Genomic DNA, 13,874 nt, shown 5'->3' with positions numbered 1-13,874 from the left:
TCGCTCCTACAGCCGCCTGTCGGTAGTTGTTCGAAGTTGTAACAGCACCAAATGCGCAGTGCTGAATCTAGATAATTAATCCAGATAAAACAGATGCTTACGCGGTTTTCGGTTTGTTACAGCCAATCTCACGAGTAATTGCCGCCTTACTGAACACTCGTTTAGTATGGCCCCAAGTCGCATCACCTCAGACCAATCACAATAATTCGAGGATTCGCATGACTACCCACGATTCTCTGCTCAGTCAGGTCGAAGCCGGCGTTGCCTGGATCACCCTCAATCGCACCGCCCAGCGCAATGCGCTGGACATTCCGACGCTAAAAAACCTGCACGCCTTGCTCGACGCCTTCAACGCTGATCCTGCGGTGCGCGTGGTGGTATTGACGGGCAGCGGTCGCAGTTTCTGCGCCGGCGCCGACCTGGCTGAATGGGCCGAAGCCGAGGCATGTGGCGCACTGGAAACCTACGGCTGGACCGAAACCGCCCACGCCCTGATGACCCGTTTGCACAGCCTGGATAAACCAACCATCGCCGCCATCAACGGCACCGCCGTCGGGGCAGGGATGGACTTGACCCTGTGCTGCGACCTGCGCATCGCCGGGCAGTCGGCCCGGTTCAAGGCTGGCTACACCAGCATGGCCTACTCGCCAGACGCTGGTGCCAGTTGGCACCTGCCACGGCTGATTGGCACCGAGCAAGCCAAGCGCCTGCTGTTCCTCGATGAACTGTGGGGTGCCGATCGGGCCCTGGACGCCGGCCTGGTCAGCGAAGTCTGCGCCGACGATCAACTGCCCGTCGTCGCCGGCGAGCTCGCCGCACGCCTGGCCGCCGGGCCGACCTTTGCCTTCGCCCAGACCAAAAAGCTCATGCGCGAAGGCGCCGATCGCAGCCTGGCCGAGCAACTGCAAGCGGAACTGGCTGCCGGCCTGTTGTGCGGTCGCAGCGAAGACGGCAACGAAGCGTTGCGCGCCGCCACGGAAAAACGCCCGGCGCGTTTTATCGGTCGCTGACCCTCGGTAAACCTTTAACAGCACTCGAACAACAGGTAGCACCCATGAATTTCCAACTGACCCAAGAACAAGAAATGTTGGTGGACTCGGTACGCAGCTTCGTCGAGAAGGAACTGCTGCCCTATGAAACCGAGGTCGACCGCGCCGACGAAGTTTCCCCGCAATTGGCCGCGCAGATCCGCGGCAAGGCGATCGCCGCCGGTTTCTATGCCTTCAACATGCCCGAGGAGGTAGGCGGTGGTGGCCTCGATTACCTGTCCCAGGCACTGATCGAGCGTGAGCTGTCCAAGGTCTCCTGGGCGCTGCACGTGTTTGTCGCGCGGCCGTCGAAGATCCTCATGGCCTGCACCGGCGAGCAGATCAACGACTACCTGTTGCCGTGCATCCAGGGCGAGAAAATCGACTGCTTCGCCCTGACCGAACCGGGTGCCGGCTCCGACGCCAACGCGATCAAGACCCGCGCCGTGCGTGAGGGCGACGACTTTGTCCTCAACGGCAGCAAGCACTTTATCAGTCACGCCGGCCACGCCGATTTCGCCATCGTCTTTGCCGTCACCGACACCTACGAGCATAACGGCAAGAAGCGCAATGCCGTGACCTCGTTCCTGGTCGATCGCAACACCCCGGGCATGACCATCCGCCGGGGGCCCAAGTGCGTGAGCAACCGCGGTTACCACACCTTCGAAATGTTCTTCGACGACTGCCGTGTACCGGCCTCCAAGGTGCTGGGTGAAGTCGGCAAGGGCTGGGATGTGGCCAACGCCTGGCTGACCGCCGGCCGGGTGATGGTCGCCGCCAACTGCGTCGGCCAGGCGCAACGGGCACTCGACGTCTCGCTGCAATGGGCGGCGGACCGCAAGCAATTCGGCCAGCCGATCGGCACCTACCAAGGCGTGTCGTTCAAGCTGGCGGACATGGCCACGCAAATCCGCGCCGCCGAACTGCTGACCCTGCACACCGCCTGGAAAATGGACCAGGGCACCATGACCGACGGCGAAGCTGGCATGGCCAAGCTGTTCGCCAGTGAAGTGCTCGGTCGCGCGGCCGACGAGGCGGTGCAGATATTTGGCGGCATGGGCCTGATGGACGAAGGTCCGGTGGAACGTATCTGGCGTAATGCGCGGATCGAACGAATCTGGGAAGGCACCTCGGAAATCCAGCGGCACATCATTTCCCGCGAACTGCTGCGGCCGCTGCTGCGCTGATCGCCCGGAGAATTGCCATGTCCCAGACTATTCGTGACAACCTCAAGCGCATGCTCGCGCCACGGCATGTGGCCTTTGTCGGCGGGCGCAGCATGGCCCGCGCCCTCAAGCGCTGCGCCGAGGGCGGCTACCCAGGGCAAATGTGGCTGGTCAACCCGCAACACGACAGCCTCGAAGGCGTGCCTTGCGTGCGCAACATTACCGACCTGCCGTGCGGACCGGACGCAGTGTTCATCGCCACCAACCGTGAGCTGACCCTGACTTGCGTTGCTGAACTGTCCGCCATCGGCACCGGCGGCGCGATCTGCTACGCCTCGGGTTTCGCCGAAACCGGCGCCGAAGGCCAGGCCCTGCAACAGCAGCTGCTCGAGGCCGCTGGCGACATGGCCTTGCTCGGTCCCAACTGCTACGGCCTGCTCGACTATCTGCACAGCAGCGCGCTGTGGCCGGTGGCCCATGGTGGCAAAGCGGTGGAGAAGGGCGTGGCGGTGCTGACCCAAAGCGGCAATTTCGCCTACAACCTGTCCATGAGCGACCGCTCGCTGCCGGTGGCCTACATGGCCTCGGTCGGCAACCAGGCGCAACTGGGGGTGGCCGAACTGATGGACGTGCTGCTCGACGAGCCGCGCGTCACCGCCATCGGCCTGCATCTGGAAGGCCTGAAGAACGTCCCGGGTTTTGCCCGCGCGGCGCACAAGGCGCTGGAGAAGGGCATTCCAATCATCGCCTTGAAAACCGGCGTGTCGCAGATCGGTGCCGAACTGGCCCTTAGTCACACCAGTTCGCTGTCCGGTTCCGATGCGCTGTACGACGCGTTGTTCGATCGCCTCGGCGTCATCCGCGTCAGCGGCCCGGTGAGCTTCGTCGAAACCCTGAAAGCGGCGGCGTGTGGAAACCTGCCGACAGGCAACAGTTTGATCGCGCTGGCCTGCTCGGGTGGCGATGCCGGCCTGATCGCCGACTACGCCGAACGCAACGACTTGACCTTGCCCAAGCTCGATGCCGGGCAAGTCGGCGAACTGGCGCAGGTGCTGCCCAGCTACGCCAACCTGGTCAATCCGCTGGATTTCACCACCGCCATCTGGGGCGACAGCGAAGCCCTGGACCGCATGCTCGACAGCGCCCTGCGCACGCCAGCCGACGCGGCAATGCTGGTGCTCGACTACCCGGCGCAATTTACCGGCGAGCGCAAGGAGTGCGACCTGCTGCTCGACCTCTACTGCAAGGCGCTGCAACGTCACGGCAAGGCCGGTTTCGTCACCTCGGCTTTCCCGGAACTGTTGCCGCCTCACGCCCGTGAGCGTTTGCATGCCCAGGGTGTGGCGGCCTTGCAGGGCGTCGAAGACGGTTTGGCGGCGTGGGGGCGCATCGCCGGTTACCCACGCAAGCGCCAGGCATTGTTGACGCTGGGCGAGTCGGCACTGGTGCCGCTGTGCCCTCAAGCGCTGGCAGGCCAAGGGCAATTGCTCAACGAATGGGATTCCAAGCAGGCCTTGCGTGCATTTGGCCTGCCGACGCCCGACGGCGTGTTGAGCACACCGGACAATGCGCTGAAGGACGCCGCAGCAATGGGGTATCCGCTGGTGGTCAAAGCCGTCAGCGCACAACTGCCGCACAAGACCGAAGCCGGTGCAGTGGCACTGAATCTCAAGGACGACACCGCTTTGCGCGCCGCGTTGGACAGGATGCGCGCCAGCATCAACGCGTACGCGCCGCAGGTGGCCTTCGATCGACTGCTGCTGGAACCCATGGCCAAGCCGCCTTTGGCCGAGCTGATCGTCGGCATCAAGCGCGAAAACGATTTCGGCCTGGCGCTGGTGATTGGCGCCGGCGGAATTCTGGTGGAGTTGCTCAAGGACAGTCGCAGCCTGTTGCTGCCGACCACCGACGGCGCGATCCGCCAGGCCTTGCTGAGCCTGCGCAGCGCCCCGTTGCTGCAAGGTTTCCGCGGTCGCCAGGCGGCGGATCTCGACGCGCTGGTAGCGGCGATCCGCGCCGTGGCCGACTACGCCTGCGAAAACGCCGCGCAACTGCTGGAACTCGATGTGAACCCATTGTTGGTCGGTGCCGATGGCACGACCGCGGTCGATGCGTTGATTCGCATCGCCCATGCGTGAGGACCTGAACATGCAAGACAAAACCTTGACCGGAGGCCAGGCGCTGGTGCGCCTGCTGGCCAATTACGGCGTCGATACCGTGTTCGGCATTCCCGGTGTACACACCCTCGAGCTGTATCGCGGGCTGCCCGGCAGCGGCATTCGCCACGTGCTGACGCGCCACGAACAAGGCGCCAGTTTCATGGCCGACGGCTACGCCCGGGTCAGCGGCAAACCCGGCGTGTGCTTCGTGATCACTGGTCCCGGTGTGACCAACGCCGCCACCGGCATCGGCCAGGCCTACGCCGATTCGATTCCGATGCTGGTGATATCCAGCGTCAACCACACGGCCAGCCTGGGCAAGGGCTGGGGCATCCTGCACGAGTGCCAGGATCAGCGCGCAATGACGGCGCCGATCACTGCATTCTCGGCGGTGGCCCTGACTGCCGAAGACTTGCCGCAACTGATCGCCCGTGCCTACGCGGTGTTCGACAGCGAGCGTCCGCGCCCGGTGCACATTTCGGTGCCGCTGGACGTGTTGTCGGCGCCGATCGCCCGTGACTGGAGCAATGACGTGGTGCGCCGTCCGGGGCGCGGTCCGGCATCCGCCACTGCACTCGATCAAGCCGTGGCCAAGCTCAACGGTGCGAAACGACCCATGATCATTGCCGGTGGCGGTGCACTCGATGCCGCCTCGCAGCTGCAGGGAATCAGCACCCGACTGGCTGCGCCGCTGTTCACCAGTGTCGCGGGCAAGGGCTTGTTACCACCGGATGCGCCGCTCAACGCCGGTTCCTCACTGTGTGTGGAGCCGGGCTGGAACCTGATCGCCGAGGCCGACGTGGTGCTGGCGGTCGGCACCGAAATGGCCGACACCGACTTCTGGCGTGAGCGCCTGCCGCTCAACGCTGAGCTGCTGCGAGTGGACATCGACCCGCGCAAGTTCAACGACTTCTACCCGTGCGCCGTGGCCTTGCATGGCGATGCGCAACAAACCCTCTGCGGCCTGCTCGGGCGACTGCCGTCCGAGGTACGTGATGCCAGCGCTGCGATTGCCTCGGTCAGTGCACTGCGTGAAGCGATCAAGGCCAGCCATGGTCCATTGCAATCGATTCATCAGTCGATTCTTGAGCGCATTGCCGCAGAACTGCCGCAAAACGCCTTCATCAGTACCGACATGACTCAACTGGCCTACACCGGCAATTACGCGTTCGACAGTGCCGCAACCCGCAGCTGGTTACACCCGACTGGCTACGGCACCCTGGGTTACGGCCTGCCGGCCGGGATCGGCGCCAAGTTCGGTGCGCCGCAACGCCCGGGCCTGGTGCTGGTCGGCGATGGCGGTTTCCTCTACACCGCGCAGGAACTGGCGACCGCTGTCGAGGAACTGGACAGCCCGCTGGTGGTGTTGCTGTGGAACAACGATGCGCTGGGGCAGATCCGTGACGACATGCTTGGCCTGGATATCGAGCCCATCGGCGTGCTGCCGCGCAACCCCGACTTCGCCGCCCTTGGGCGCGCGTTCGGTTGCACGGTGAACCAACCGCAAAGCCTGGCCGAGTTGCAAACGGACCTGCGCCACGGCTTCAAGCGCAACGGCGTGACCCTGATCGAACTCAAGCATGCCTGCGCACACTGATCTGTATTTCAAGGGGATGAAGCCATGCGCTTTTCCGATCTGACTCAACGTATCGCCGGTGACGGCGCTGCCGCCTGGGATATTCATTACCGTGCACTGGCCATGCTGGAGCAGGGCAAGGACATCCTGCTGTTGTCCGTGGGCGACCCGGATTTCGACACGCCGCAACCCATCGTGCAGGGCGCCATCGACAGTCTGTTGGCCGGTAACACCCACTACGCCGAGGTACGCGGCAAGCGCGCCTTGCGGGAGGCCATCGCCAGGCGCCACCACCAACGCAGCGGGCAGCGGGTGACCGCGGACGAAGTCACCGTGCTGGCCGGCGCCCAGTGCGCGCTGTTCAGCGTGGCCCAGTGCGTGCTCAATCCGGGCGATGAAGTGATCGTCGCCGAGCCGATGTACGTCACCTACGAAGCGGTGTTCGGCGCTTGCGGCGCCAAGGTCGTGCCGGTGCCGGTGCGCTCGGAGAACGGCTTTCGCGTGCTGCCCGAAGACGTCGCCGCGCGCATCACCCCGCGTACCCGTGCCCTGGCGCTGAACAGTCCGCACAACCCGTCCGGTGCAAGCCTGCCGCGCAGCACCTGGCAAGCGTTGGCCGAATTGTGCATCGCCCACGACCTGTGGCTGATTTCCGATGAGGTCTACAGCGAGCTGCTGTTCGAAGGCGAACACGTCAGCCCAGCGAGCTTGCCAGGCATGGCTGAGCGCACCGCGACCCTCAACAGCCTGTCGAAATCCCATGCCATGACCGGGTGGCGAGTGGGTTGGGTGGTGGCGCCGCCGTCCCTGGCCGCGCACCTGGAAAACCTTGCGCTGTGCATGCTCTACGGTTCGCCGGATTTCGTTCAGGATGCGGCGGTCGTGGCATTGGAAAGTGAGCTGCCGGAACTGGATGCCATGCGCGAAGCCTATCGCGAGCGTCGTGACCTGGTGTGCGAGCACCTGGTCGATTGCCCGGGCGTGCGCGCCTTGAAGCCCGATGGCGGGATGTTCGTGATGCTCGATATCCGTGAAACCGGGCTCAGCGCCCAGGCGTTCGCTGATCGCCTGCTCGATCGCCACGGGGTGTCAGTACTCGCCGGTGAAGCGTTCGGCCCGAGCGCGGCCGGGCATATTCGCCTCGGCCTGGTGGTTGGCCCTGAACCCTTGCGCGATGCCTGCCAGCGTATCGCCCGTTGTGCCCAGGAACTGATGGAGGCTCAGCTACATGCTTAATCACAAGGCGCTGTTTATCGATGGACGCTGGCAAGTCCCGTCGGGCCAGGGCACCGCGCAAGTGATCAACCCGGCCACCGAAGAAGTGGCGGGCAGCGTGCCCTTGGGCGATGAACGCGATGTCGACAACGCCGTGGCCGCCGCGCGCAAGGCCTTTGGTCCATGGTCGCGCACTCCGTCGAGCGTGCGTGCCGGTTACATCCGTGCGTTGGCGGAACAACTGAAGAACCGCGCCGATGAAATGGCCTCGGTGATCACCACTGAACTGGGGATGCCGGTGCAATGGTGCCGTTCGGTGCAGGTGGATGGGCCGATCATTGGCCTTGAGCAATACGTGGAACTCGCAGGCCTGATGGACGAAGTGCGCGAAGTCGGCAACTCGCGGGTGTACCGCGAGGCGGTGGGCGTCTGTGCGTTCATCAACCCCTGGAATTACCCGCTGCACCAGCTGATCGGCAAACTCGCCCCGGCGCTCGCGGCGGGTTGCACGGTGGTGGTCAAGCCAAGCCAGGAAACCCCGTTGCACGCGTTTTTGCTGGCACAGATGATCGAGGACATCGGCCTGCCGGCCGGGGTGTTCAACCTGGTCAGCGGACCGGGCTCCAAGGTCGGCGAAGCCTTGGCCAAACACCCGGACGTGGACATGGTGTCGTTCACCGGTTCCACCGGCGCCGGCGTTCGCGTCTCACAGGCCGCCGCGCCTTCGGTCAAGCGCGTGTGCCTGGAGTTGGGCGGCAAGTCGGCGTTGCTGATTGCCGAGGACGCCGATCTGGAGGCGGCGGTGCGCTACGGCGTTCAGGACGTGATGATCAATTCGGGGCAGACCTGCACCGCGTTGACCCGCATGCTGTTGCCAGCCAGTCGGTATGCCCAGGCGCTGGAGATTGCCCTGGAGGAAACCCTGAGCCTGAAGATGGGCGATCCGCAGGATCCGCAGAGCTTCCTTGGGCCGATGTGCTCCGACGGGCAACGTCGCACCGTGCTCGATTACATCAGGATCGGCCAGGAAGAGGGCGCTCGCTTGTTGTGCGGCGGCGACGCGGCGCCGGACTTGGAGCGTGGCTACTACGTCAGCCCGACGCTGTTCGCCGACGTTAACAACCGCATGCGCATCGCCCAGGAAGAAATCTTCGGCCCGGTGCTGTGCCTGATCCCTTATGAGGATGAGGTGCAGGCGATCCAGATCGCCAACGACTCGCCGTTTGGCCTGTCCAGCGGGGTCTGGGCCGGCAGTGCCGAGCGTGCCTTGCAACTGGGCCGGCAGCTGCGAGCCGGGCAATGCTTCCTCAATGGCGCGGCGTTCAACTATCAGGCGCCGTTCGGCGGCTACAAACAATCCGGTAACGGGCGTGAATGGGGGGAAGAGGGGCTGGGCGAATTCGTCGAAGTGAAGGCGATCCAGGTGTGACCGTCAACGACTCAAAGACTGTATGCACCGGGCCCAGGCCCGGTGTCTTGCGTGGTTTTGCACGGGTATTTCATTAGCTTTTATCAGGGGCAATGCAATGAGCGATAACAAAAACAAGATTACTCAAGCGAACAATGAATTGAGTTTCCCGCGCAGGGACTTCCTGAAGTACAGTGCCGCCGCCGTGGCGGTGGCTGGGGCGTTCTCCATGGGCTTGCCGTCAGGCGCCTTCGCTGCAGAAGCCACGCCGAAGCCGGGCGGTGTATTGCGCCTGGGACTTGCCGGCGGCAGTACCACCGACTCGAAAGACCCGGGCTCCTGGGCGGATACCTTTACCTTCGTCGGTTTCTCGGCGGTCTATAACACCCTGACTGAAATCGCCGTTGACGGCACCGCGATTCCGGAACTGGCCGAGAGCTGGACCTCAACCCCTGATGCCCGCGTCTGGACCTTCAAGCTGCGCCAGGGCGTGACCTTCCACAACGGCAAGAGCCTGACCGCCGATGACGTGGTCGCGTCGATCCAGCATCACCTGGGCGAAAAATCTACCTCGGCGGCCAAGACCGTGCTGGGCGATGTGGCCAAGGTCAGCGCCAATGGCAGCGACAGCGTGGTGTTCGAACTGCACTCGGGCAACGCCGATTTCTCTTATGTGGTCGCCGATTATCACCTGGCGATCCTGCCGAGCAAGGACGGCGTGGCGGACTGGCAGGCTGGCGCCGGCACCGGTGGCTATCGCCTCAAGGACTTCGAACCGGGCGTACGCATGACCCTGGAACGCAACCCCGATTACTGGAAAGCCGGGCGTGCGCACTTCGCCAGTGCCGAGTTGATCGCCATCGCCGACGGCGCAGCGCGGGTCAACGCGCTGGTCACCGGGCAAGTGGACGTGATCAACAAGGTCGACCTCAAGACCGTAGCGTTGCTCAAGCGCAACCCGAACCTGGTCATCGAGGAAACCAAGGGCGCCCAGCACTACACCTTCCCGATGCTCACCGACAGCCAGGTGTTCCAGAACAACGACGTGCGCCTGGCGATGAAGCACGCAATCAACCGCGAAACCCTGCTGGCTTCAGTACTGTACGGTTATGGCCTGGTGGGCAACGATCACCCGATCCAGCCCGGTAGCCGCTTCATCAACACCGCGCTGGAACAGCGCACCTATGACCCGGACAAGTCGCGTTTCCACCTGAAAAAGGCCGGTCTGGATTCGCTCAAGGTGCGCCTGCAGGCCTCCGACGCGGCGTACACCGGCGCCGTCGATGCCTCGGTGCTGTTCAAGGAGCAAGCCCGTGCGGCCGGGATCGACATCGACGTGGTGCGCGAGCCCGCCGACGGTTTCTTCTCCAACGTCTGGATGAAGCAACCCTTCACCACCTCGTTCTGGTACAGCAGCCTGACGGCCGACCGCATGTTCAGCATCGGCTACGCCAAGGGCGCGGCGTGGAACGAAACCCATTGGGACAACCCGCGTTTCAACCAGTTGCTCAACGCTGCCCGGGGCGAGATGAACGAGCCGCTACGCCGGGAGATGTACAACGAAATGCAGGCGCTGTGCCGGGACGACGGCGGGGCGATCGTGCCGCTGTTCGCCAGCTCCGTGGCGGCGCGTTCCAACCGCGTGGCCCACGGTGGGCAGACCGCGCCATACGGAGAGCTCGACGGCTTGCGCGTGATCGAGCGATGGTGGCAGGCGTAAGCGCTCGCCAAACCAATGAAGAACCCTTGTAGGAGCGAGCATGCTCGCGAAAAACGTCCAGACACTGCGGGCACTCAGACTGCCCGCGTCATCGTTGACGTCCATCGCGAGCATGCTCGCTCCTACAGGGGGAAATGGTGGTCTTCGTAAGGAATCGCACGGTGAATAGTATTTTTAAGTTGCTACTTCAGCGTTTGGCATTAGGGCTGTTATCGCTATTCGCGGTGTCAGTCATCATCTTCCTCGCCGTCGGCCTGCTCCCGGGCGATATCGCCCAGGCCATGCTCGGCCAGTCCGCCACCCCGGAAACCGTGGCGGCTTATCGCGCGCAACTGGGCCTGGACCTGCCACCCCTGACCCGTTTCGGGCAGTGGATCTGGCAATTGCTGCACGGTGATCTCGGCGTATCGCTGGCCAACCAGCGGCCTATAGCCGAACTGGTCGGCAGTCGCCTGGGCAACACCTTCAGCCTGGCACTGTTGGCCGCGCTGGTGTCGGTGCCTTTGGCGTTGTTGCTGGGCATGCTCGCGGCGTTGTACCGCAACAGCTGGTTCGACCGCCTGCTCAACACCTCGGCCCTAAGCGCGGTGTCGTTCCCCGAGTTCTTCGTCGCCTACATCCTGATCCTGGTGTTTGCGGTGAAACTCAATTGGTTCCCGAGCATTTCCAACCTCTCGCCAAACGCCAGCCTGGGTGAGGTACTGGAACGCTCGGTGCTGCCGGTGGCGACCCTGAGCCTGGTGGTGATCGCGCAGATGATGCGCATGACCCGCGCCTCCTTGATCAACCTGCTGGCCAGCCCCTACATCGAAATGGCCCGTCTCAAGGGCATCAGCCAGTCGCGCATCATTTTCCGGCATGCCTTGCCCAACGCCCTGGCGCCGATTGTCAACGTGGTGGCGCTGAACCTGGCGTACCTGGTGGTTGGCGTGGTGGTGGTCGAGGTGGTGTTTGTCTATCCGGGCCTTGGCCAGTTGCTGGTGGACTCGGTGGCCAAGCGCGATATCCCGGTGGTCCAGGCTTGCAGCCTGATCTTTGCCGCCACCTACATCTTGCTCAATACCAGTGCCGACGTGCTGTCGATTGCCAGCAACCCACGCCTGATGCATCCAAAGGGGTAGACCATGAGCCTGCTTAAACAATTGCTCCGGGCGCCGCTGAGTGCGAAGTTCGGATTACTGGTGATCGTCGTGTATATCCTGGTGGCGCTGTTTGCCCCGGTGCTGGCGCCGTTTGGCGAAACCCAGGTGGTGGGCGAGGGCTTCGCGCCGTGGGGCGGGCAGTTCCTGTTGGGCACCGATAACCTGGGGCGCGACATGTTCAGCCGCCTGGTCTTTGGTGCGCGCAACACACTGGGCATCGCGTTCCTGACCACGGTGCTGGCGTTCCTGCTCGGTGGCACCTGCGGCCTGATCGCGGCGATCAAGGGTGGTTGGGTCGATCAGGGCCTGTCGCGGGTCGTTGACATCCTGATGGCCATTCCGCAATTGATCTTTGCCTTGCTGATTCTCAGTGTGGTCGGCACCACGGCCACCTCACTGGTGCTGGTAATCGCGCTGCTGGATGCAACCCGGGTGTTTCGCCTGTCCCGCGCCGTAGCGATGAACGTGGTGGTGCAGGACTTCGTCGAGGCCGCGCGCCTGCGCGGTGAAGGCCTGTGCTGGCTGGTGACCCGCGAGGTACTGCCCAACGCCGCAGCGCCGCTGATTGCCGAATTCGGCCTGCGGTTCTGCTTCGTGTTCCTGTTCATCAGTGCGCTGTCGTTCCTCGGCCTGGGTATCCAGCCGCCGACGGCCGACTGGGGCAGCATGGTGCGCGACAACGCGGTGCTGATCACCTTTGGCGACATCAGTCCTTTACTGCCCGCCCTGGCCGTGGCCTTGATCACGGTCAGCGTCAACTTCGTCGTCGACTGGATGCTGCACAAGTCCAGCGGCCTCAAGGAATGCTGAACATGACGACATCCAAACCTTTGCTGGAAATCCGCAACCTGCACATCGAAGGTCACTACGAGGACGCCTGGCATCCGCTGATCAAGGGCATCGACCTGACCTTGCAACGCGGTGAGGTGCTGGGGCTGATCGGTGAATCCGGGGCGGGCAAATCGACCCTCGGCTTGTCTGCCATGGGCTATACCCGCGACGGCTGCAAGATCACCGGCGGCACGGTGCATTTCGACGGCATCGACCTGCTCAAGGCCAAACCCGAAGCCTTGCGCAAATTGCGCGGCCTGCGCATCGCCTACGTCGCGCAGAGTGCGGCAGCCTCGTTCAACCCGGCCCATCGTTTGATCGACCAGCACGTGGAAACGGCGGTGAAGAATGGTGGCATCAGCCGTGAACAGGCGATGCGCGAAGCGGTGGACTTGTATCGCGTGCTGCGCTTGCCCAACCCCGAACAAATCGGCCAGCGTTACCCGCACCAGGTCTCCGGTGGCCAGCTGCAACGGGTCATGACCGCCATGGCGATGGCCTGCCACCCGGACTTGATCGTCTTTGACGAACCGACCACCGCCCTGGACGTCACCACCCAGATCGAAGTGCTGGCGGCGATTCGCGATGCGGTGAAGACCTACGGCAGCGCGGCGATCTACATCAGCCACGACCTCGCGGTGGTGGCGCAGATGGCCGACCGCATCATGGTGCTGCGCCACGGCAAGCTGGTGGAAGAGGCCGAGACCTGCAAGATGCTCGGTGACCCGCAGGAGGACTACACCAAGTCGCTATGGGCGGTGCGCAGTTTCCGCACCGAACCCAAACCCTGCCCGCAACAGGAAAAACCGCTGCTGGAACTGCGCAACAGCTGCGCCAGCTACGGGCGGCAACCGGTGCTGCATGACGTTTCCTTGAAGCTGTACCGTGGCCAGACCCTGGCGGTCATCGGTGAATCCGGCAGCGGCAAAAGCTCCACGGCGCGGCTGATCACCGGCTTGCTGCCACCGACCCATGGTCAAGTGCTGTATGACGGCGAACCGCTGCCCGCGGATTTTCGCCAGCGCAGCAAGGAACAACTGCGGCGCGTGCAGATGATTTACCAGATCCCGGACACGGCACTGAACCCGCGCCAGCGCATTGTCGACATCATCGGCCGGCCACTGACGTTCTATCTGGGCCTCAAGGGCAAAGCCATGCGCGCGCGGGTGGCCGAGCTGCTGGAGATGATCGAACTGGACCCGGCAACGTTCATGGAGCGTCAGCCCCGGGAATTGTCCGGCGGACAGAAACAGCGGATCTGCATCGCCCGAGCCCTGGCCGCCGACCCGCAACTGATCATCTGCGACGAAGTCACCTCGGCCCTCGACCAACTGGTGGCCGAAGGCGTGCTCAAGTTGCTCAACCGCATTCAGCAACAGCTCGGCGTCGCCTACCTGTTCATTACCCATGACGTCGCCACCGTGCGCGCGATTGCCGACGAAGTGCTGGTGATGCAACGGGGCAGGGTGGTGGATCATGGCTCGCGCAGTGCTATTTTCACCCCACCGCATCAAGACTATACCGGGCTGCTGTTTTCCTCCGAACCCCAGATGGACCCCGACTGGCTCGACCGCTTGCTGGCCAGTCGCGCTACGCCGAATTCAAACCCTACGCTGGAAAAAGTCTAAG

General features: G+C 63.6%; 10 protein-coding genes. All 10 read left to right on the top strand.

Annotated features, from left to right (window positions below; all coding sequences use genetic code 11):
* The first annotated feature begins 218 nt into the window (after positions 1-218).
* The 10 genes from CGA21_RS08075 (at position 219) to CGA21_RS08030 (ending at position 13,873) form a co-directional block, all read left to right on the top strand.
* Positions 219-1,010, top strand: coding sequence for an enoyl-CoA hydratase/isomerase family protein (locus tag CGA21_RS08075; RefSeq protein WP_188263933.1), 792 nt, complete (start codon positions 219-221; stop codon positions 1,008-1,010).
* Positions 1,011-1,054: 44 nt separating this feature from the next.
* Positions 1,055-2,215, top strand: a complete 1,161-nt coding sequence (locus CGA21_RS08070; protein ID WP_110747274.1) for an acyl-CoA dehydrogenase family protein — start codon at positions 1,055-1,057, stop codon at positions 2,213-2,215.
* A gap of 17 nt (positions 2,216-2,232) precedes the next feature.
* Positions 2,233-4,332: an acetate--CoA ligase family protein gene (locus CGA21_RS08065; protein WP_188263932.1), complete on the top strand. Its 2,100-nt coding sequence runs from the start codon at positions 2,233-2,235 to the stop codon at positions 4,330-4,332.
* A 10-nt stretch (positions 4,333-4,342) separates the two neighbouring features.
* A complete protein-coding gene (locus tag CGA21_RS08060; protein WP_188263931.1) occupies positions 4,343-5,950 on the top strand; it encodes a 5-guanidino-2-oxopentanoate decarboxylase in 1,608 nt (535 codons plus the stop codon).
* A gap of 24 nt (positions 5,951-5,974) precedes the next feature.
* A complete protein-coding gene (locus tag CGA21_RS08055) occupies positions 5,975-7,165 on the top strand; it encodes a pyridoxal phosphate-dependent aminotransferase (protein WP_188263930.1) in 1,191 nt (396 codons plus the stop codon).
* Positions 7,158-8,573: an aldehyde dehydrogenase family protein gene (locus tag CGA21_RS08050; protein ID WP_188263929.1), complete on the top strand. Its 1,416-nt coding sequence runs from the start codon at positions 7,158-7,160 to the stop codon at positions 8,571-8,573. The genes CGA21_RS08055 and CGA21_RS08050 overlap by 8 nt, the downstream gene beginning before the upstream one ends.
* Positions 8,574-8,670: 97 nt before the next feature.
* A complete protein-coding gene (locus CGA21_RS08045) occupies positions 8,671-10,272 on the top strand; it encodes an ABC transporter substrate-binding protein (protein ID WP_188263928.1) in 1,602 nt (533 codons plus the stop codon).
* 161 nt (positions 10,273-10,433) lie between these two features.
* Positions 10,434-11,393, top strand: coding sequence for an ABC transporter permease (locus tag CGA21_RS08040; protein WP_188263927.1), 960 nt, complete (start codon positions 10,434-10,436; stop codon positions 11,391-11,393).
* 3 nt (positions 11,394-11,396) lie between these two features.
* A complete protein-coding gene (locus CGA21_RS08035) occupies positions 11,397-12,224 on the top strand; it encodes an ABC transporter permease (protein ID WP_179054842.1) in 828 nt (275 codons plus the stop codon).
* Positions 12,225-12,226: 2 nt separating this feature from the next.
* Positions 12,227-13,873, top strand: coding sequence for an ABC transporter ATP-binding protein (locus CGA21_RS08030; protein WP_110747257.1), 1,647 nt, complete (start codon positions 12,227-12,229; stop codon positions 13,871-13,873).
* The last annotated feature ends 1 nt before the right edge of the window (position 13,874 follow it).

This window comes from Pseudomonas sp. PSB11, assembly GCF_014596605.1.
Taxonomy (GTDB): Bacteria; Pseudomonadota; Gammaproteobacteria; order Pseudomonadales; family Pseudomonadaceae; genus Aquipseudomonas; species Aquipseudomonas umsongensis.
Note: the sequence above shows the minus strand (reverse complement) of the source record. Positions and strands in the feature narration are given on the sequence as shown.